At 43.6% G+C, this 21,157-nt stretch carries 21 protein-coding genes and 1 other annotated feature; of the genes, 15 read left to right on the top strand and 6 right to left on the bottom strand.

Going from position 1 to position 21,157, the window contains the following annotated elements; genetic code table 11:
• Positions 1-60: 60 nt before the first annotated feature.
• The 4 genes from T546_RS0109685 to T546_RS0109670 all read left to right on the top strand — a co-directional run bounded on the left by T546_RS0109685 (position 61) and on the right by T546_RS0109670 (position 4,042).
• Positions 61-588 carry a YceD family protein gene (locus T546_RS0109685; protein ID WP_026891437.1) on the top strand — a complete coding sequence of 176 codons (528 nt, stop codon included), beginning with the start codon at positions 61-63 and terminating at the stop codon, positions 586-588.
• A gap of 2 nt (positions 589-590) precedes the next feature.
• Positions 591-773, top strand: a complete 183-nt coding sequence (gene rpmF, locus T546_RS0109680; RefSeq protein WP_024835773.1) for a 50S ribosomal protein L32 — start codon at positions 591-593, stop codon at positions 771-773.
• Positions 774-975: 202 nt separating this feature from the next.
• A complete protein-coding gene (locus T546_RS0109675) occupies positions 976-2,487 on the top strand; it encodes a sialate O-acetylesterase (RefSeq protein ID WP_026891436.1) in 1,512 nt (503 codons plus the stop codon).
• Positions 2,488-2,515: 28 nt separating this feature from the next.
• Complete coding sequence (locus T546_RS0109670; protein ID WP_026891435.1) at positions 2,516-4,042, top strand: glycoside hydrolase family 43 protein; 1,527 nt, start codon at positions 2,516-2,518, stop codon at positions 4,040-4,042.
• On the opposite strand, the gene T546_RS0109665 is transcribed toward T546_RS0109670, so the two are convergent.
• Positions 4,039-4,899 (bottom strand): AraC family transcriptional regulator, encoded by an 861-nt coding sequence (locus tag T546_RS0109665; RefSeq protein WP_026891434.1) that lies wholly within the window; start codon positions 4,897-4,899, stop codon positions 4,039-4,041. The genes T546_RS0109670 and T546_RS0109665 overlap by 4 nt on opposite strands.
• A 316-nt stretch (positions 4,900-5,215) precedes the next feature.
• On the opposite strand from T546_RS0109665, the gene T546_RS0109660 reads away from it, so the two are divergent.
• The 5 genes from T546_RS0109660 to T546_RS0109640 all read left to right on the top strand — a co-directional run bounded on the left by T546_RS0109660 (position 5,216) and on the right by T546_RS0109640 (position 9,920).
• On the top strand, positions 5,216-6,574 hold the full coding sequence (locus T546_RS0109660) for an ABC transporter substrate-binding protein (RefSeq protein ID WP_026891433.1): 1,359 nt from the start codon (positions 5,216-5,218) through the stop codon (positions 6,572-6,574).
• A gap of 75 nt (positions 6,575-6,649) precedes the next feature.
• Positions 6,650-7,537, top strand: coding sequence for a carbohydrate ABC transporter permease (locus T546_RS0109655; RefSeq protein WP_026891432.1), 888 nt, complete (start codon positions 6,650-6,652; stop codon positions 7,535-7,537).
• 13 nt (positions 7,538-7,550) lie between these two features.
• On the top strand, positions 7,551-8,405 hold the full coding sequence (locus tag T546_RS0109650) for a carbohydrate ABC transporter permease (RefSeq protein ID WP_026891431.1): 855 nt from the start codon (positions 7,551-7,553) through the stop codon (positions 8,403-8,405).
• 67 nt (positions 8,406-8,472) lie between these two features.
• Positions 8,473-8,537 (top strand) — a sequence feature (sodium ion sensor (DUF1646 type); this cis-regulatory element may regulate processes involved in with the transportation of sodium ions).
• A 71-nt stretch (positions 8,538-8,608) separates the two neighbouring features.
• On the top strand, positions 8,609-8,770 hold the full coding sequence (locus T546_RS25315; RefSeq protein WP_156951310.1) for a hypothetical protein: 162 nt from the start codon (positions 8,609-8,611) through the stop codon (positions 8,768-8,770).
• Between the two features lie 13 nt (positions 8,771-8,783).
• A complete protein-coding gene (locus tag T546_RS0109640) occupies positions 8,784-9,920 on the top strand; it encodes a sodium ion-translocating decarboxylase subunit beta (protein ID WP_026891430.1) in 1,137 nt (378 codons plus the stop codon).
• A 96-nt stretch (positions 9,921-10,016) separates the two neighbouring features.
• On the opposite strand, the gene sufU is transcribed toward T546_RS0109640, so the two are convergent.
• The 5 genes from sufU to sufC are packed head-to-tail and all read right to left on the bottom strand — an operon-like array spanning position 10,017 to position 14,941.
• Positions 10,017-10,478, bottom strand: coding sequence for a Fe-S cluster assembly sulfur transfer protein SufU (sufU, locus tag T546_RS0109635; protein ID WP_026891429.1), 462 nt, complete (start codon positions 10,476-10,478; stop codon positions 10,017-10,019).
• Complete coding sequence (locus tag T546_RS0109630) at positions 10,468-11,688, bottom strand: cysteine desulfurase (protein WP_026891428.1); 1,221 nt, start codon at positions 11,686-11,688, stop codon at positions 10,468-10,470. The genes sufU and T546_RS0109630 overlap by 11 nt, the downstream gene beginning before the upstream one ends.
• Positions 11,669-12,757: a SufB/SufD family protein gene (locus tag T546_RS23230; protein WP_166429808.1), complete on the bottom strand. Its 1,089-nt coding sequence runs from the start codon at positions 12,755-12,757 to the stop codon at positions 11,669-11,671. The genes T546_RS0109630 and T546_RS23230 overlap by 20 nt, the downstream gene beginning before the upstream one ends.
• 14 nt (positions 12,758-12,771) lie before the next feature.
• A complete protein-coding gene (gene sufB, locus T546_RS0109620; RefSeq protein ID WP_026891427.1) occupies positions 12,772-14,190 on the bottom strand; it encodes a Fe-S cluster assembly protein SufB in 1,419 nt (472 codons plus the stop codon).
• A gap of 4 nt (positions 14,191-14,194) precedes the next feature.
• The gene (sufC, locus tag T546_RS0109615) at positions 14,195-14,941 is read right to left on the bottom strand and encodes a Fe-S cluster assembly ATPase SufC (RefSeq protein ID WP_026891426.1); all 747 of its coding nucleotides are present in this window, start codon (positions 14,939-14,941) and stop codon (positions 14,195-14,197) included.
• A 229-nt stretch (positions 14,942-15,170) separates the two neighbouring features.
• Here sufC and T546_RS0109610 point away from each other — a divergent pair, with 229 nt between their 5' ends.
• From T546_RS0109610 to T546_RS0109585, 6 genes are all read left to right on the top strand, one after another.
• Positions 15,171-15,479, top strand: coding sequence for a PTS fructose transporter subunit IIB (locus T546_RS0109610; RefSeq protein WP_026891425.1), 309 nt, complete (start codon positions 15,171-15,173; stop codon positions 15,477-15,479).
• A 37-nt stretch (positions 15,480-15,516) separates the two neighbouring features.
• A complete protein-coding gene (locus tag T546_RS0109605; protein WP_026891424.1) occupies positions 15,517-16,623 on the top strand; it encodes a PTS fructose transporter subunit IIC in 1,107 nt (368 codons plus the stop codon).
• A 32-nt stretch (positions 16,624-16,655) separates the two neighbouring features.
• The gene (locus T546_RS0109600; RefSeq protein WP_026891423.1) at positions 16,656-17,540 is read left to right on the top strand and encodes a class II fructose-bisphosphate aldolase; all 885 of its coding nucleotides are present in this window, start codon (positions 16,656-16,658) and stop codon (positions 17,538-17,540) included.
• 13 nt (positions 17,541-17,553) lie between these two features.
• Positions 17,554-19,521 carry a BglG family transcription antiterminator gene (locus T546_RS0109595; protein ID WP_026891422.1) on the top strand — a complete coding sequence of 656 codons (1,968 nt, stop codon included), beginning with the start codon at positions 17,554-17,556 and terminating at the stop codon, positions 19,519-19,521.
• An 11-nt stretch (positions 19,522-19,532) separates the two neighbouring features.
• Positions 19,533-19,982 (top strand): PTS sugar transporter subunit IIA, encoded by a 450-nt coding sequence (locus T546_RS0109590; protein WP_026891421.1) that lies wholly within the window; start codon positions 19,533-19,535, stop codon positions 19,980-19,982.
• A 103-nt stretch (positions 19,983-20,085) separates the two neighbouring features.
• On the top strand, positions 20,086-21,099 hold the full coding sequence (locus tag T546_RS0109585; protein ID WP_026891420.1) for a LacI family DNA-binding transcriptional regulator: 1,014 nt from the start codon (positions 20,086-20,088) through the stop codon (positions 21,097-21,099).
• The last annotated feature ends 58 nt before the right edge of the window (positions 21,100-21,157 follow it).

The following is a 21,157-nucleotide window of genomic DNA, read 5'->3' as shown; positions in this document are numbered from 1 at the left end:
TTTGTTGACAAATAGTGCGCATCTATGTATAATTACATAGGTGCGTATTAGGAGACTAATATGCTTATTAATTTAACCGAGTTGTTTACCCTGGAGGGGAAAGAGAAAACTTATACGCCAGATATCGAGATGAAAGTCTATCATGGGCCATACGGTGATTATAAAGTAGTGGCTGAGAAACCAGTTACACTGCGGATTATCAATCTGGGAGGCAAAAAGCTGGAAGTGGAAGGGAAAGCAGAGCTTACCCTTGTTATTCCATGTGACCGCTGCCTGGAACCTGTTCCTATTGATTTGGATTTTGATATCATTCGTATGATTGACTTAAGTGAATCAGAGGAAGAGCGTGAAGAGGATCTCGATGAACAACCATATGTTAATGGTTATAATCTGGATGTAGACCAGTTGGTTTGTGATGAACTCATACTGAACCTGCCTATGAAGGTTCTCTGCAGTGAAAACTGTAAGGGGATTTGTAATAGATGTGGAACAAATCTCAATCGTGAGACTTGTGACTGCGATATTAGGCCTACAGACCCTAGAATGGCAGTCATCCAGGATATTTTTAAACAGTTTAAGGAGGTGTAACCATGTCTATCTGTCCAAAGAACAAATCTTCTAAAGCAAGAAGAGACAAACGTAGAGCAAACTGGAAGATGAGCGCTCCAAACTTAGTGAAGTGCAGCAAATGCGGTGAGCTGATGATGCCTCACAGAGTTTGCAAGGCTTGCGGTTCTTACAACAAGAAAGAAATCATCAACGTTGAAGCTTAATTCAAGTTTTGTGTAACCAGAAACTGCGTCATGTAGTTTCTGGACAAACATGGTGAAAAGAAGGCTGTTACCCGGTATCGGGTGACGGCTTTTTTATTTGCCTATAATTATAAAAAAAGAGCAAGTTTTATGTTTTGATAAAAAAATATCTATGCTACAATATAGTAATATAGTTTCATATTTTATACTTAGGGGGAAGTGTATGACACGAATTGAATTACCTGAAATATTTCAAGATGGAATGATGCTTCAACGGGATAAGACCATTAAAGTATGGGGGACAGCAACAGGGGCAAAACGGCTTCGCATAAGTCTTTGCAATGATATGGCAGAGGCAGAGGTCCATGGAGATGCCTTTTACTGTGAGCTTTCAAAACAGAATGCTGGTGTGGGACTTACTCTGTCCATTTTTGTGGATGAGGAGGAAGCTCCGGAAGTCACCATTTGCAATATAAGCATAGGAGATATCTATATTGCGGCAGGTCAGTCCAACATGGAGTATTTTTTAAGATACGACGCTCACTGGAATGACATAAGAAAATGGGAAAGAAATGATGATATACATATGTTCAACTGTAAGAGAATTGCATTTGAAGGCCAGAAGAGGGAGCTGCCAGATTCCGGGAGCTGGTTTTTGGAGCATGATTTTCAGTGGGAGACCTTTTCTGCACCAGGATATTCCTTTGCTAAGTCCCTGCAGCCGGTCATTGGCGTTCCAGTGGGGGTTATTGGCTGTAACTGGGGCGGGACACCTGCCTGTGCCTGGATGGACTGGTCCTGTTTTGAGGAAGAACCGTTACATATTTTTAAAGAAGAGTATCAACAGGCTTTATCTTCTATGTCAGAAGAAGAAATAAAGAATAAGAGCATGGAAGGCTGGGCATTTGAAGACTCTTATGAGCATCAAATTGACTGGAGAGCCATGATGTATGGCATGAATGAAGAGGATCAGAAAGAATGGATGGAACGAAATGCAGGTGACCCTGCAGTTCCTCTGGGACCGTACCATCATTACCGCCCATCAGGCCTTTATGAGACCATGCTTAAAAAGCTGGCACCCTTTCCGGTAAAGGGAGTTCTCTGGTATCAGGGAGAATCCGATGCAGGCCATGCAGACATATACGATAAGACCTTTGAAACCATGATCCGCTGCTGGAGAAAGCTTTGGCAGGATGAACTGCCTTTTCTTTTTGTTCAGCTGGCTCCATTTGGCTGGTGGCTTGGAAATGATGGCAACGGCTACCCGGCTGTCAGAGAGCGGCAGGAACTGGTCTCCAAGCTTGTTCCAGGTGCTTACATGGTTTCTATCATGGACCTGGGCATGTACGAGGATATCCATCCTAAGGAGAAAATGGAAGTTGGGGAAAGGCTTGCCCTTCTGGCTCGTGGGAAAATATATGGGGAAGACATTCTTTGTGAATCTCCGGAGTTTATAAAGGCTGAGAGAATAGAGAATAAGCTCATTCTTCATTTCTCAGATACAGGTAAGAGCCTCACCCTCAAAGGACGAGAAATTAAAAGCCTGAAGATCTGGCAGGGGAAACAAATAAAAGAAATAAAAGATTTTAGTCTTGATACAACCGTTACACTTACCTTTGAATCCTTATCAGAAGATTCCATAGAAATTCAATTCGCAAAAGAGGGATATTGTGAGGTGAACCTGTTTAATGAGGCTGGACTTCCTGTAAAACCGTTTTCTGTGGTGTGCTTATAGGAATGGAATTCAAAGAGAGGTGATAAAGATGATAACGATTACAAATCCCATTCAAAAGGGGTTTTACCCGGATCCTTCCATATGCCGGGTGGGGGAAGAGTTTTTTATGGTTCATTCCACCTTTACATATGCACCTGGAATACCGGTTTTTAAAAGCAATAATTTAAGAGATTGGGAACAGATCGGCCATGTGCTGGAACGAGAAGAGCAGCTCCGTTTGAATGGTGCCAAAGTCTCCCAGGGGATTTATGCGCCTACTATCCGATATTTTAATGGAAGGTTTTATGTGATTACCACCAATGTGTCTGGCGGAGGGAATTTCTATGTAACAGCAGAGACGGCAAATGGGCCGTGGTCGGATCCTATTTTTATAGAAAATGCCCCTGGCATTGACCCCAGTTTGTTTTTCGATCATGATACCTGCTATTATGTAGGCCAGAGAGCAAAAGAGAACGCGGCTTATTATGGAGACTGCGAGATATGGATTCAGGAGCTTGATTTAAAGGAAGGAAAGCTTGTGGGAAAACCAGTAGGTGTTTTTGATGGAAGTATGAAGCACACGATCTGGGCGGAAGGTCCTCATGTATATCGCAAGGATGATTTTTATTATCTGATGCTGGCGGAGGGAGGAACGGCCTTTGATCACAGCGTAGCAGTTGCCAGAAGCCGGTCTGTCTTTGGCCCTTATGAATCCTGTCCTCATAATCCGGTTCTCACTCACCGTAATCTGGGCCATAGTCACCCCATTCAAAATATTGGTCATGGGGATCTGGTGGAGAGCCCAAGCGGGGACTGGTTTATGGTCATGCTGGGAACAAGGCCGAAGAATGGCTGCGCGGAGCTTGGCAGGGAAACATTTTTAGCGAAAGTTGAATGGGAAGAAGACTGGCCTGTTGTAAACCCAATGGTGGGAACGGTCATGGAGCAGCAAAAGATGAAGTTCTTACCTGGTTGTGACAGAGCAAAGCCGGCTGCAAGGGGTGATATCCTATGGACATCCCCTCTTGATATGAGGTGTCTTGGTTTAAGGGGAAATCCAGATAAGCTGCCCCTTAAGATAGAACAGGGAAAGCTGTATCTTCCATTTAAGACAGTAACCATCGAGGATCTTTCGGTTCCCTCCTTTATTTGTACAAGACTTCTGTCCCGCAGCTTTGAGGCATGGGTGGAGGTAGATGCAGATTTGATGGAAGGAGAAGAGGCCGGGCTCATTTATTTCTATGATGAGAATCATTATGTAAAAACAGTCATAAAGAATCGGGCTGGAAGCTTAGACGCAGTTATGATAAAACGAAGCGGAGATGAAGTGACGGAGTGGGGGAACCCTGTCGTATCCGGCAGCCTGCATACAATATACCTAAAGGGGGAAGACCAGCGGCTTCGCGGGGAAGCGGACCAGACGGTCATTGTCGATTCCCTGGGGTTAAAGGAGCTTTCCTCGGAGATGGCAGGAGGCTTTACCGGGTGCACCATTGGAGTATATGCAGCATCAGAGCGGGGAGAATCGGAACGTATGGCTGCATTTGGCACTCTTTATCTTGACTTTATGGATTAGCTGTCGTTGTACATACGGCGAAATTCTGTAGGAGTACAGGATTTTACGATTTTAAACATACGGATAAAAGCGGATGGACTTGAGAAGCCGGAACGAAGAGCAACCTCAGTAATGGAAAGCTGGGGATTGATTAGCAGCGTTTCGGCAGTGGCTATCCGCTTTTTGTTTACGTATTTGTAAAAGGATATGTTTGCAAATTGCTTAAATAAGCGGGCAAAATGGTATTTACTGAATCCAACCAGAGAGGCCACCTCCTCCAGTGATAAATCCTCGGTACAATGGCAGCTGATATAGTTGCAGATAAAAATGAATTTTTCTGTGTATTTCTTCTGTTTGATATTATCTGAATCCAGAAGGCTCACCTGCTCTGTGTGATTTCGTCCGATGAGGGCGAACATGTCTAAGAGAGCAGAGTAAATCTTTGTCTCTGTTAAAGGGATGTCTTTTTTGTATTCTTCTGTAATCTCCAGCATGTAGTGGTAAAGTTTGTCGTGAATGGTAGGGAATCCCTGTGGAGTGATGATTAAGGTCGGACTTAGGAGTGTAAGAATGGATTCTAGTTCTTTGATCGCGTTAAACATGGGAAGCTCTGCCTGAAAGATAATTCTTCGTCCGGTTTTAGGTGCCTTTAAAGAATGAATGACTCCTGGACAGATCAAGATAATGTCGCCTGGGTTTATTTCAAAGGTATGGGTATCACAGACCACAGAGTAATGGTTCTTTATGGGCATGATGATCTCCAGGGGAGTATGCCAGTGGGCAGGGTAATCTTCAGCCTCCGTATTGTCATAAAGACGAATGTTGGTGTACTCTTTGTAATTAACTGTTTCGTGGATTCCTCTCAGATTCTCTATCATTTTACGGCTCCTTATAAAAACAGCAATAAATAATTGCTTGTAGTAATAAAAATATTATAAGGTGCATATGTCAAAATTACAATAATAAAAGGAAAATTGTAACAGCAAATAAGCGTTATATTGTGAAAAAGCATAAAAAAACACCTCTGATGCCTACGATGATATCTAAAACATAAAAAAGTAATATATACGAAAAATAAATGATAGCAATAATTGATAATGTAGAGGCAATAATTTTAAAGAAATAATAAGTGATTTCTGTTAAAGTTAATTTATCAAATAAACATGAAACATGTGAGTCATGGAGGAGAAAGGTATGATGAAAAGATTCATTTCAGGCTTCTTAGCAGCAGGACTGGTAATTGGGTCACTTTCTGGTTGTGGGGTTTCAACTAATACCGGGGCTACCCAGGGAGCAGATGGTACTACAGAAAGTAGTGCTGCAGCTGTAAAAGCTACTGGCACAGAAGAGCAGATTACATGGATGTTCTGGGACAACCTGGATGCAACTGAGGATCTCATTACGAAAGGGTACAAGCAGGTCATTGATCGCTTCAATGAACAGTATAAGGGGAAATACTACTGTAATGTTGTTACAACCAATCTGGACGAATACTATACCAAGCTGAATGCTTTGGTTGCAGCAGGGAATACACCTGATGTATTTATCTGTGATCCAGGACCAAACCTTACCAAGTATGTGGAGGTAGGAGTAGCAGCAGATTTAACAGATATTCTGAAAAACAAAGAATCTGAATGGTATAAAACATTTAACGATGGTATTTTTGAGCGTATTACATATGACGGAAAGATTATGGCGGTTCCTACAAACTTTGCCGCAGCCTGTGTATTTTATAATACAGAGATCTTTGAAAAGGCAGGAGTCGAGGTACCAAAGGACTATACTGATTTAATTGAAGCTTGTAAGAAGATTAAAGAAGCAGGCTACACACCAATTTCCTGTTCCGCAGGTACTTCCTGGTGTTTATCCATGATTGCTGGATATCTTTGTGATAGAGAAGGCGGTCCAGATAATCTGATTGCTGTCAATGAAGGTAAGCTTGATTGGACGAATAAAAGCTTTATTGATGCAGGAACGAAGTTAAAAGAGCTGTCCCAGTATTTCCAGGACTCTGCTGCTGGAGATTCCAATGATCAGGCAACTGCTAACTTCTATAATGGAGAAGCAGCAATGCTGGTACAGGGTTCCTGGGCTATTGCTCAGATCAACGGCAACAATCCTGAGTTTGAAAGCAAATGTGGTATCTTCCAGTTTCCAGGTATTGAAGGCGGAGCAAATCCTAACCGTATGATTGTTAAGACAGATAACCTGGTTATGAGTTCATCTACAAAGCATCAGGAAGCTTCCCTTGCTTTATTGAAGATGTTTACAGATGATACTGCACAGAGATACACGGCTGAAGTAGCAGGTAAGATTCCTGTAACTTCTGTAAAGATCGATTTTGATAAGGCACCAAAGCAGTTTGCTTATATCAGTGATATTATGAAGAATGTTACTGGAACCTTAGGCTTTTACAATGAATCTTTAGCTAGCGTTGAAGCAGGAGATTTCTTTGATAATGCAATGGTAGATATCTATCTTGGTAATGCGACTCCAGAAGAAGCATTCCAAAAGGTTCAGGATTTTTATACAAAAAATGTCTGGAAGAAATAAATCATAGGATATTAGAAGGTATACGGTGCAGAAATACATTCGTATACCTTCGCTTTGAAAGGAAAGGGATATTACATGAACAAGTTATTGGAAGATAAAAAAGCAGCAGTTATATTTCTTGCACCGGCATTCCTTTTGTTTACACTGATTTTATTTGTTCCAATCATTCAGGTTATTTATTATTCTCTTTGTGATTATACGGGGCTTACGAAACCAGATTTCGTGGGACTAAAGAATTATATAGATCTGTTTACCAGTGATGATATAATGAAAACTGCTTTGAAAAACTCCATATTCTTTATGGTTTTTTCTGGCATCACGCAACAGGTAATAGGGTTATTTCTTGCTGTCATATTAACAAATCTGAAATGGGGAAGAAACCTTTTTAAAAATATCTATTATCTTCCTTGCGTACTGTCTTCCGCAGCGCTTGGGCTTTTGTGGGCATTTTTATTTAATCCTAAGATAGGATTAAACCAGCTCTTAGGTATGATTGGGGTTGAGGGACCAAAATGGCTTTTTGCTACCAAGGGGCTGATTCCACTTCCTATGTGGGTCATTGGGTTTGTAGCACTCTGGCAGTATGTAGGGCAGACAATGATGCTTTATATGGCGCAGATCAGTGGAATATCAAGAGATATTTACGAAGCTTCCTATATTGATGGGGCATCAAAATCCCGGGCTTTCATACATATTACGCTTCCTCTTATCCGGCCTATGTTAGTTACCACCCTTTCTTTAAATTGCATTGGTTCCTTGAAATTTTTTGACTTGATTTACAACATGACACAAGGCGGTCCTAACCATACAACAGAGGTTTTGGCATCTCATTTGTATACCCAGGGATTTAAGTTTTTTAAATACGGATATGCCAGTTCGATTTCCATTGTCTTATTGATCTTATGTATGGTCACGACAGTTATAATCAGCAAGTGCATAAAAGTTGAAACTTATGAGGCTTAAGGGAGGTGGCAGAATGAAAACAAATGAATTGGTAAAGAAGAAAAAACAAATTACCATTGTCGATGTTATTATATATTTATTTCTTGTTATTCTTGCACTGATTTATATTCTTCCCTTGCTATGGATGCTCAGTGTTTCCTTTAAAACCAACCGGGAAGTACTGACGAATCCATTTTCCATACCCCGGGTATTGCAATTAGGGAATTATATATTTTCTTGGGTAAATGGTAAGCTGGGAATTGCGACCTTAAATTCCGTGATTGTCTGTAGCGCGGCATTGATTATCAGCCTGCTAATTGGTTCTATGGCAGCATTTGCCATTGCAAGAATGAGATTGAAGATCATGCGTTATCTTATGCAGTATTTTTTAATTGGTATGATGGTACCGGTTCACTGCGTATTGATTCCTCTGTTTGTTCGTTTCTCAAGCTGGAATTTGACTAATCAATTAATCGGTCTTATTATACCTTACATAACCTTTTCTCTTCCTATAACAATATTTCTTATGGTAGGGTTCTTTAAAAGTATGCCAAATGAGCTGCTGGAAGCGGCATGCATTGACGGCTGCTCCATCTATGGCTGCTTTATAAGAATTTGTCTTCCGCTGGCAAGAGTTGGTATGTTTGTTGCAGGGCTTATGACTTTTATTGGTAACTGGAACGAACTGTTGCTTGCAATGGTATTTATTTCGGATAATCTAAAAAAGACATTGCCGGTTACTTTGACCTTTTTCGTAGGACCTTATGCGACAAACTACGTTCAAATGTTTGCTGCAATCATCATAGCAATTGCTCCAACGATTGTGGTATACAGTATATTCAGCAATCAGATTGTTGATGGTCTGACGACAGGGGCAGTAAAAGGGTAACAGGGACCGCCGTATTGACAAATCCTCTGTTGTACGATATGATATATAAAATAAATATGATTGATCCGGTTGGACAGATATTTCAGTATTTTGTATCTGTTTTCAAGAATTGTTGCTTTTAGGGTGGAGGCTTCTTTGGAAGTTCCTGCCCTTTTTTGCGTGTTTGAAACCGGGATCGACAGAAATAAAAGGAGGTACCATGAATGAATTTTATTGAAAGTATGACTGTTTCCTTGTTTTTGCTTGCGGTTGTGTTTTTTGTATTGTTCTGTCTGTACATTTCAATTCGATTGTTTTCTTTTCTGCTGGAAAAGGTTCAAAAGGGAAGTACGTCAATGGATAAAAATAAAAAACCTGAAATATAAAAGGAGAAAAACTATGTTTATAAATGCATTAAAAAACTTGTGGTTAAGCTCAGGGTTTGCTGCACTTACCTGGCAGCAGGCGATGATGGTTGTGGTGGCCTGTTTTTTGATTTACCTTGCCATTGTCCGTAAATTTGAGCCCCTTTTGCTTATGCCGATTGCCTTTGGGATGATGCTCGTTAATCTGCCTCTGACAGGCTTAATGACGGGGCCCGGTGCTGGCTCAGAACCTGGAGGACTACTTTATTATCTATACCAGGGAGTCAAATTAGGAATTTATCCTTCGCTGATATTTCTGGGAATTGGAGCTATGACTGATTTTGGCCCATTGATTGCCCGCCCCAGCAGTCTGTTTCTTGGCGCTGGCGCCCAGTTTGGTATCTGTGTTGCATTTGTACTTGCAAATGCTTTGGGATTTCAGCCATCAGAGGCTGCCTCCATCGCAATCATTGGAGGAGCCGACGGACCTACGGCTATTTTCCTGTCGTCAAGACTTGCTCCGGAATTATTGCCAGCCATAGCAGTAGCGGCTTATTCCTACATGGCGCTGATTCCTCTCATTCAGCCACCCATCATGAGGCTGCTGACGACGAAAAAGGAGCGGGAGACAGGGATGGAACAGCTTCGGGTGGTATCAAAGCTGGAAAAAATATGCTTTCCTGTGATTGTTACTATTTTATGTGTACTTTTACTTCCATCTGTGGCTCCTCTCATTGGAATGCTTATGCTTGGAAATTTATTTCGGGAATCCGGAGTAGTGGAACGCCTGTCAGATACTGCGCAAAATGCCCTGATTAATATTGTAACTATATTTTTAGGCGTTACGGTGGGAGCCACTGCTAATGCGGAAACCTTTTTGCGGCCTCAGACTCTTATGATTGTCGGACTGGGACTATTGGCTTTTGTTTTCAGTACAATAGGGGGATTGATCCTTGGAAAGGTAATGTTTTGGGCTACGAAAGGCAAAATTAATCCTTTGATTGGGTCTGCGGGAGTTTCTGCTGTTCCCATGGCGGCCAGAGTGTCCCATATAGAGGGGCAGAAGGCCAATCCAGCCAATTTCCTGCTAATGCATGCCATAGGTCCTAATGTGGCTGGTGTCATTGGCTCTGCAGTAGCTGCTGGTATACTCCTGTCCCTGTTTGGATAGGAGTTGTTCATAAAAATAAGCCCTGATCTGGTCCTTGGACCATCAGAGCTTATTTTTTATATACTTGTTATTTGCTTAAGAAACATTTGAACCGTATTAGGAATGGCCGTCATTACATCCTGTTGATTCTGTTCTTCCGTCCAGGGCTTCTTCCAGGGTATGCCATGCAAGCACAGCACATTTTACTCTTCCCGGCATATGGGATACTCCCTTTAAGGCAACGATATCGTCAAGGATTTCCAGTTGATCATCATCGGTGATCTCTCCCTTAATCATTCCATAAAAGGTGGAAAGCAGTTCTTTTGCTTCTTCCACACTTTTTCCTGTGACTAAATCAATCATCAAAGAGGCAGAAGCCTGAGAGATGGCACAGCCGGTTCCAGTAAAACCTGCTTCTTTTATCTTTCCGTCTGAAACCTTTAGCTCCAGTGTAATATCATCGCCGCAGCTTGGATTGACTCCCTCTAAAACGGCTGTTGCATGATCTACCTTATGGCGGTTATGGGAAGCGCGGCTGTTTTCTACAATAATTTGATTATACAAAGCCTTAAGATCCATAGCCCATCCACCTCCTTACATTCTTTAAGCTGTTAATTAAGGCATCCACATCCTCTGGCGTATTATAGATTCCAAAGCTGGCACGGACACAGGAGTTGATCTTTAAATACTCCATGAGCGGCTGGGCACAATGGTGACCGGCACGGATTGTGATGCCGTCTGAATCCAGAAGGGAAGCGGTGTCATGTGGATGGACATCCTCTACATTAAAGGCGATAACTCCGTGCCTCTTATCCGGGGAGAGGTCTCCATATACGGTTAGATGAGGAATTTCAGCCAATCCCTTTAAAGCCCGTGTCATAAGATCCCTTTCATGAGCTTGAATGTTATCCCATCCCAGGGAATTCAAATAGCCGATGGCAGCAGCCAGACCGGCTTCGCCTCCTACATTTCTGGTGCCTGCCTCAAAACGGCGGGGCACCTCAGCATAGGTGGAGCTTTGCTCATGAACGTTTCCAATCATGTCACCTCCCGTTAAAAATGGAGGCATTTTATCAAGAATCTCTTTCTTTCCGTACAGAACTCCGATTCCCATGGGAGCATAAAGCTTGTGGCCGGAGAATGCTGCAAAATCCACGTCCAGGGCTTTTACATCCACTGGCATATGAGGGACACTCTGGGCACAATCCAAAACAACGACTGCACCGGCTTTACGGGCCCGGCGGACAATGGAGGCAACGGGGATTTCGATACCGAGAACATTGGATACCTGGGCAACTGCAATCAGCCTGGTTTTGGAAGTGATTTTTTGATCCAGTTCTTCCTCTGTCAAATGACCGAAGGCATCGGGATAGAGATAAACCAGCTTAGCTCCAGTTACTTTCGCGACTCTCTGCCATGGAACAAGATTACTGTGATGCTCCGCTACGGAGAGGACGATTTCGTCCCCTTCCTTTAAAAATTCCATGCCGTAGCTGTATGCAACGAGATTCAGGCTTTCTGTGGTATTCTGAGTAAATATAATTTCATCAGGCGAAGCATTTAAAAAGTCACCAACAATGCCTCTGGAATCCTCATGGGCCTTTGTGGCACGGGCGCCCAGTTCATAAACGCCGCGATGAGGGTTTGCATTGTCTTTGTTGTAATATGACTCCACCGCATTTAAAACAGCCAGAGGCTTCTGTGTGGTAGCGGCATTATCCAGATACACCAGCCGTTTTCCATTTTCTAAAATGGATAGTATGGGGAAATCATCCTGGATTGTTTTCATGGCGGTCAAGCCTCCTTTCGATGCCCTCCAGTATTTCGGTGCGCAAGTCTTCCTCTGGAAGCAGATCCAGCACCGGCATGAAACGGGCTTCTACCATAAGCCGCTTTGCCTGAGTGGGGGTAAGTCCTCTGGAGCAGAGATAATAAAGCTGTTTTTCATCAAATTTTCCAAGGGTAGCGGCATGCTGGCCTTCTACCTGTTCTTCTCCGCAGAGTATGAGAGGAGTGGTACGGTTGCGGGCTGTGGGGCTGAGTAAAAGTACCGTTTCATTTTCATGTCCCACCGCACGGACAGCTCCACTGCGAAAATCAATGGTTCCACGCAGAATCTTCGTGCTGTTATCAGCCAGCACTCCTGAGGTGTACATCTCGCAGACAGATTCCCTTCCCATATGCTCCGCGGTATCGTTAAAGTCAAGATACTGTTCTTTGTGGCCGAAATAGGCGGAGTTTAAGTCATATCCGCTTTTTGCGCCCTCCAGCTTCATAAGGGAGCCGGAGGCAGCTACCTGACCTCCAAGCACGGCCCGAACCAGCTCTACCTTGGCACCTTCTCCGATACGTGCGCCAACCGCCTCCCAGCTTCGGCTCTTATCCCCTAAAAGCTGGAGCTGAATCAGCCGTACAAAGGAGCCAGCCTTGGCGTGAATCTGGGTCAGGGTCATAGCTGCGCCATCCATAGCGTCTCCTCTGCTTATCTGTACCACAGTAAGGCGGCTGCCTTCCTCCGCCACAATTCCCCAATGGGTCCGGCTTGCTGGATTGGAGGAATCTAATTGCTCTGTAATAATAAATGGTTCTTTTACATCATCATTTACCTGTAAAAAACAGGTCTTATCTGCCTGATCCATGATATATTCATCGTAATAGGCACCCATTCCGCTCTGGATCTGGGCCACCTCAGTGGGGAGTTCTCTTAAGGTCTGCATCCCGTGGGAAACTGAGCCGGTGTAGGGCTCTTTTTTTCCTTTTGGTAACAATGCTTTTGGCAGGTCGGCTTTTGCCTCTGCCCAGTTGACTCCCATACGGTTCCAGGTGGGAACCGGCAGTATATTAATTCTTTCGTTCATACCAGCTCCTCCTCTCATCCGATACTTCCTACCATCTCAAGATGGATTAAATTGTTCATTTCAACGGCATATTCCAAAGGAAGCTCCTTTGCAATGGGTTCCGCAAAGCCGCCTACGATCATGGCTCTTGCATCCTCCTCAGAAAGCCCCCGGCTCATGAGATAGAAGATGGCTGACTCACTGATTCGTCCAATCTTGGCTTCGTGTCCGATATCCACTTCATCGCACTGGATATCCATGACAGGAATGGTATCGGAGCGTGATATGCTGTCTAACATCAGGGATTCACAGGATACGGCTGATTTACTTCCCGTTGCCTGAGGGGTAACGGTAATGGCACTTCGGAAGGTGGATACGCCTCCGTCTCTTGATATGGACTTGGTCGTAATATGAGAGGTCGTATCAGGTGCGGAATGAAGTACCTTGGCTCCGGTATCTAAGTTCTGGCCCTCGCCTGCAAAGGTAATTCCCGTAAATTCCATTCGGGAATTTTTCCCCTTTAAAATGCTCATGGGATATAAATAAGAGGTGTGGGATCCAAAGGAGCCGGATACCCATTCAATGGTTCCTCCTTCTTCCACAACCGCACGCTTGGTGTTTAGGTTATACATATTTTTTGACCAGTTCTCAATGGTAGAGTAGCGGAGTCTGGCATTTTTCCCTACATAGAGCTCCACGCAGCCGGCATGAAGGTTCGCCACATTATACTTGGGAGCGGAGCAGCCTTCGATAAAATGAAGATAGGCTCCTTCATCTACAATAATAAGGGTATGTTCAAACTGTCCGGCGCCAGGTGCATTCAGCCTGAAATAAGACTGTAAAGGAATCTCTACGGAAGCGCCTTTTGGAACGTATACAAAAGAACCACCGGACCAAACAGCTCCGTGAAGAGCTGCGAATTTATGATCAGAGGGCGGTACCAGCCGCATAAAGTGCTTTCGTACCATTTCAGCATAAGGACCTGTGAGAGCACTTTCCATATCAGTATAAACCACTCCCTGGGCAGCCACCTCAGCTCTTACGCTGTGGTAGACCACTTCTGAGTCATACTGGGCACCTACGCCGGCTAAAGATTTTCTCTCTGCATCGGGAATTCCCAGCCGCTCAAAGGTGTTTTTGATGTAGTCGGGAACGTCAGACCAGTCGGTGCGCATGTCTGTCTTAGGGCGGACATAAGTAACGATGTTTCCAATATCAAGTCCGTCTAAGGATGGCCCCCAGCCAGGCATGGGAGTTTTGTGATACGTCTCCAAAGCCTTTAAGCGGAAGATGCGCATCCACTCCGGATCGTTTTTTTCCTGGGATATCTTTGAAACAATGGCAGAAGTCAGGCCGGAATCCACTTCAAAGGAAGAATCTACTTTGTCCTTGATGTCATAAATGCTTCGGTCTACTTCACTTATATGGGTCTTTTCCTGGTTAAAGTCTTTCATGGCCTCATTCCTCCTTATCAAGTATAGTAAAACCGTCGTTTGTAATTAAGGAGATGAGTTCCTTTCCGCCGGTACGAATGATGCGTCCGCCTTCTAGGATATGGACCACATCTACGTCAAGTCCCTCCAGAATTTTTGCGTTATGAGTAATGATAAAAAGTCCGTTTTTCTTATTTGAGAAGGTGCGGATTCCTTTTGTCACGGTACGGACGGCATCCACATCAAGGCCGGAATCAGTTTCGTCTAACAGTGCAAGCTTTGGTTTTAACATAAGCATCTGTAAGATCTCTGCCTTTTTCTTTTCGCCGCCGGAAAATCCAACGTTTAAGTAACGTTCCGCATAGGAAGGATCCATATCCAGGGCCTTCATCTGCTCTAACAGCTCCTTACGGAAGGAGAGAATCTTAGGCTGTTGCCCTTCGACGGCTCCTCTGGCTGTACGGAGAAAGTTCTCCATAGTAATGCCTGGAATCTCTTCGGGAACCTGGAAGGAGAGAAAAAGTCCTGCCCTGGCCCTTGCATCTGCCTTATCATCTGTAATGTCTTTTCCCTCAAAGAGGATGCTTCCCCGTCTGATGGTAAATCTTGGATCTCCCATGACCGTGGAAACAAGAGTGGATTTTCCAGTTCCGTTTGGTCCCATGAGGACATGGAGCTCGCCTGGATTCACCTTTAAATTCACTCCATCTAAAATTACTTTATCTTCTACTGATACACATAAATCTACTATTTCAAGCAATGGTCTGCTCATATTTTCAACCTCCTTTTTTTGCCTGATCACAGGCAATTACGGGGTTAGCACATGCTAACTTACCTTTCATAATAATACTATACCTTTTTAGTATGAATTACAAGCCTTTTTTTGATTTTACACAATCTTTTTCATAAAAATTACCGTTTCGATATGCCTTTTTATATTTACCGTAAGCGTACATGATATGGTAAACTTTAAGTAACTTAAAGAGAAGGAGGTATCAGTTATGAAGATTCTGGCCATTACAGCCTGCACCGCAGGCATCGCCCATACCTACATTGCAAAGGAGAAAATTGAGAATGCTGCAAGGGAAATGGGAGATTTCATCAAGGTTGAGACTCAGGGGTCCATTGGGGTGGAAAATGAGCTGACACCGGAGGAAATTAAGGAGGCAGATGTGATTTTAATTGCAGCTGACATACGGGTAGGAAAGGAGCGTTTTACCGGAAAGGCAGTGGTTGACGTACCCATCAGCATGATCATGAAGTCTCCCAAAAGTGTAATTTCTAAAATTCACGAAAAGCTGGGGAAATAGCAGGAGACAGAAACGAAGTATTCGAGGAGGGATATCAATGGCAAAGCAGAAGTTTGAAATCAAAAAGCATGTTATGACAGGAATTTCATATATGATACCTATCGTAGTATGTGGGGGGATCTTATCTGCACTGGCAAAAGGTTTTGGGGGATATGATATCGGAAGCGCCATAGAGGCTGGAGCCACACCATTTACTAATTTAAATCCATTTACCTGGCTTGGCTTCTGGTGGGGAGTCAATAAGCTTGGTTCCATCGCAATGGACTTTGCAGTAGCAGTCATGACGGCTGGGGTAGCTTATTCCATTGCAGGGCGGCCGGGAATTGTGCCGGGAATTGTAATCGGTTATTGTTCGTCCCAATCGAAGGCCGGATTTCTGGGCGGACTGCTTATGGCATTTATCATCGGCGGATTCGTCAACTGGATGAAGAAGTGGAAAATGCCGAAGTGGTGTGAGGGCTTAAAGCCTGTTATGTTTATTCCGGTTTTATCCACCCTTGTCTGCGGAATGATTTTCCTGTGTGTATTTTCCATTCCTCTCGCCTATGTGATGAATGTGTTTCAGCAGTGGATCATTTCCTTAAATGGACGGGCAAAGGCAGTCATTGGCGGCGTAATTGGAGCTTGTATGGGCTTTGACTTAGGGGGACCTGTGAATAAGACGGCTTCCATGGCAGCAAACGCACTTGGCGCCGATGGAATCTACGGTCCTATGGCAGCGAAAATCATTGGCGGTATGACGCCTCCTATCGGTATTTTCATTGCAGCACTGATTAAAAGAAAGAGCTTCTCCAAGGTAGAATTTGATACAGCAAAAACAGCATTCCCTATGGGCTTATGCTTTATTACGGAAGGTGTGCTTCCATTTGCAGCTGCAGACCCTATAAGAGTCATTCCCAGCTGTATGATAGGATCAGCGGTAGCCGGAGCTATAGCCGTAGGTATGGGCTGTGAATCAGCAGCAGGCCATGGAGGTATTTTCGTAGTTCCAATGATGAAAAACCCTATGTGGTTCCTCATTGCTTTACTCATCGGTTCTCTGATAACAGGAATTATCTATGCAGCGATTAAAAGGCCAAGTCAGGAAGGTACTGATGATAAGGAAGAGGAGCAGGACTTTGATCTTGATATCCAGATCCAGTAAATGACCAGGTATAGGAGAGGAAGGGTGAGATTATGCTGGTATCGATGAAAGCAATTCTTGACGACGCAAATAAAAGAAATTACGGTGTTATGGCCATGAACAGCATCAACATGGAAATGGCCAGGGCCGGTATTATGGCAGCAGAGGAAGAACATTCTCCTATTATCATTCAGTTTGGCCCCGGCCAGATGAAAAATCATGCTCATGCAGAAGAGATGCTTCCTGTGATTAAGGAGTTGGCTTCCAGAGTGAGAGTTCCTGTTGCCCTTAATTTAGATCACGGTACAGACTTTAATGTGATCGCAGACTGTATTAACCGTGGCTTTACCAATGTTATGTTTGATGGTTCTTCCCTACCCTATGAGGAAAATGTAAGCCGGACAGCCATCATCACAGCATTGGCACATGGAATGGGCTGTTCGGTGGAAGGAGAACTGGGGCATGTAGGTCAGGCAATCGATTCCGACGATACGGATGTTGACCTTTATACAGATCCCGGTCTGGCCCTTGATTTTGTACAAAGAACCGGAGTGGATGCCCTGGCAGTTGCCATTGGAACGGCTCACGGTGCATATCCTAAGGGAAAAATACCAAAGCTAGACTTTGAGAGACTTAAAAAGTTAAAAGAAACACTCCGGATGCCTCTGGTCCTTCATGGTGGATCAGGCTCTGGAGAAGAAAATTTAAAGAAAGCGGTAGCATGCGGGATCAATAAAATCAATGTGTGCACCGATGCATTTGAGGCTGGGAAACGCTCTATGCTAGAAGCATTGGAGGAGAAGCCGGATTTAGATTACATGCATTTATGCATGGCAGCCGAGACTGGAATAAAAGCTTTTGTAAAGGATTATATGAAAGTGATTGGCTCCAGCGGGCGTTACATTTATGGGGAGACCAGACATATTGGATATGAATGATTGAGGTGGTCATTTGAAGCAGGACAAAAATACACGATACTACAACCAAATATTATCATATCTTTTTTCAGGGAAGACATACACGGTAAAGCAGCTGGCAGATGGTATGGGTCTATCTGAAAAAACAATACGGACGAAGACCGACCAGCTAAACGACTGGATGAAGTCAAACGGTCTTGGGAGCATTACGAAAAAGCAGGGGCAGGGCATCTGGCTTGACTGTACCAAGGAACAGCTTAGTGTCTTAAAGGAGACATTTTCTGACCATTCAAATGTTGACCTCTCTGCTGATTTAGAAAATCGCAACCGACAGCTTACCGGAAAGCTTTTAAAGCTTAAGCCTGGAGAAATCATTACCCTGCAGCAATTGGCGGACAGTCTTTATTTAAGTCCGCCAACGGTTGCCTCTATGTTAAAAAAGATTTCTCCCTGGTTCGAGACCCGCCATCTTCAGATTACCTCCGTAAGAAACAAAGGAATTTGTGTGGCTGGGGATGAGTATAACTACCGGGTCGCCATAAAGGATTATATTCTCTATATGATGCCGGATATTATGGAAGCTCTTCTTGGTACCTATGCACCAGGCATTGACGCCGCCAGAATTCGAAAGATTATTGTAAAAGCGGAGAACGCCTGGAGAATTGAGCTTGCGGATGTTTCCTTTAATATGGTCTGGATCATGATATGCCTTTCTCTTTCCAGAGGCTATTCGGGAGCACTTGGCCATTTCCCGCCGGGGGAAGAGGAAGAGGTACAGCATTATAACGAATATTCCTTTGCTCAATCCATTTATCAGAGAATCGAGTCGGAATATGGAATTAACATTCATTCGGATGACGTAAGTCTTTTGTCCATGTTACTGCTGTCTGCCAGGAAGATTGAGGGGTTTTCCGGCATGGAAGACGGGGAGTCTGCAAAAAAATACGATGAGGATTTAAGAGAGTTTGTAAAGCTAGTCATTGAAACCATAGATTCGGTGCTGGATGTGGATTTGTCCTTAGATGACATTCTGTTTGATAGTCTTTTAAGCCATATGCGCTCGGCCATTTTCCGCATGAAATATTCTACGACCAATTCCGACAGCATCAGTAAATACGTGAAGCAGGAATATAAACAGACCTTTCTCGCCACATGGTCTACCAGCAACTTGTTTGAAGAATATTATGGAGTTCAGGTGACGGAGGATGAACTGGCTGGGATCGCCTTATATATTCAGGCCTCCCTGATCCGTTTAAACAGAGAGCGTCCATTTAAAGCTCTTATGGTCAGCAGGCAGGGGCTGGCTTCCAGTCAGCTCATGATGGAGATGATTAAATACAGTATACCGGAGATTTCTGAAATACGGGCGGTCAGCCATCATGATTTTAAGCTTTCCCAGTACAGGACCATGGATCTTATCATCAGTTCCGTCCCCCTGTCCGATTCCGATTCCAGAATTGTGAGCATCAGTGACCGAATGTCAGAGGAAAATATTGATATCATTCGCAGGAAAGTAAAGGAAATACGAAAAAGCATTCCAGTTACTGATTTTCAGTTTCATAGTCTTTGTCATCAGCTATTTGAAATTGACTTGATTTTCTTTCGACCGCCTGTAAAAGAGAAAGGGGAGCTGCTCCGTCATATGGTGGGTAAACTGGAGGAAAAAGGAGATGTGACCGGGAAATATTTAGAAAGTGTGTTTGACCGGGAAAAAGCGACCACCACCAGTATTGGACACGGCATTGCCATTCCCCACGGAAACATGATGGAGGTAAATGAATCCAGAATAGCAGTAGCCATCTTAGACAGCCCCATTGAGTGGGCAGGGGATCTTGTGGATGTTGTATTTCTGCTCTCTGTAAAAATGACTTCCCAATATGAAATCAAACGGACAAAACAGTTCTACAAGGACTTCTTACTGCTGACAGAAAATGAAAAAAACATGGAAAGTTTAAAGAAGTTAAATTCCCCGCTGGAAGTATACCAGTATTTTATTCGATAAGGAGTGATGTTATGGCTGTAACAGAAATTTTAGACCAGAGAGTCATTGATCTTAGCATGGATGCAAGAAATAAGGATGAGGTTTTAAGGCATTTATCCGGGCTATTAAAAAAAGCTGGATATATAGAGGATGAAGAAGCGTATTTAAAAGATGTATACTTAAGAGAATCGGAAGGAGTGACGGGGATTGGCAGTCACGTTGCCATTCCCCACGGCAAGTCAGATTCCGTTAGTCAGGTAGGCATTGCCGTTGGACGGACCAAAGAGATGGTAGAATGGGAGTCCTACGATGGAGAACCTTCTGATCTGTTTTTCCTGTTTGCAGTCCCTTCTGACAGTCAGGGGGCATCAGAGCACCTTCGCCTGATTTCCGAGCTGGCAGGAAAGCTTGGAAATTCAAAAACAATGGAAAAGCTTCAGACAGCCAAAAGCTACGAAGAGCTTTTAGAAGCTTTCTCTTGATTGTTAAGAAAATAGAATATATCATTTGCACAAAATGGCTTTACAGTTTTAGAAAATTGTGGTAATGTTATACATGTAACCGGTTACATAAAGGAGAATCTACATGAATATACGGGATATAGCAAAAAAGGCAGGAGTATCGTCTGCAACAGTTTCCAGAGTGATCAACGAATCCGGATATGTAAAGGAGGAAACGAAGCAGAGAGTACTGGAGGCCATTGAAGAAACCAACTTTGTCCCTAATGCAATAGCAAGAAGCTTAAGTATCAACGATTCGTCCAGTATAGGAGTGATTGTCCCGGATATTGCCAATGAATTTTTTTCAGGAATAATCAGCGGTATGGGAGAAAAGGCTTCCGGTAATCAGTATAACATTGTTCTTTTTGATACTGGAGAGATGCAGGAGAGGGAGCATCAATGCCTTCAGATTGCAGAGCGTCAGAGACTTTCCGGGCTTTTAATCACTCCGGTATCTGAGCTTGATATGGAGACCCGGGATAAACTGATGCAATTTGAAAGCAAGGGAATCCCAGTTGTCTTAGTTGACCGGAATATAAAAGATTCCACTTTGGATGGAGTTTTTGTAGAGAATGCCAAAGCCGCTTATGAGGGGGTAGAGGCGCTCATAAAGGCAGGGCACAAAAAGATTGCCATTATCAAAGGACCAAGTACTTCCATGCCTGGAAAAGACCGCTATGAAGGCTATAAGGCCGCTTTAGCTGATTATGGGATCGAACTTAAAATGGAATACGTAGTTTCCGGAGATTTTAAAACCATGAAAGCGTATGAACAGACCAAAGCGTTGCTTGAGCTGCCGGAACCGCCTACTGCGATCTTTGCCTCCAACAACCAGACCAGCCTTGGTGTTTTAAAATATTTAACAGAGCATAAGCTGAAGATCGGAAGGGACCTTTCCATGGTAGGATTTGACCAGATCGAGTCCCTTAAAATCATAGATTACAGGCTTTCCACCATAGAAAGAGATGCCAAAAAACAGGGATATGAGGCAATGGCAATGCTCATTGATAAACTGTCCCAAAAAGAAAGCAAAAGTACCGGAAAAAAGATATATGTTCCGTATCAGGTGGTACTGCGCGGTTCCGAAACTATAAAATAAGCTGCATGTAGCAGTTTATTTTTCCGGCAAATATGTAACCGGTTACATATTTGCCGGA

Source organism: [Clostridium] aerotolerans DSM 5434 (assembly GCF_000687555.1).
Lineage (GTDB): Bacteria > Bacillota > Clostridia > Lachnospirales > Lachnospiraceae > Lacrimispora > Lacrimispora aerotolerans.
This window is presented reverse-complemented; position numbering and strand designations above follow the sequence as displayed.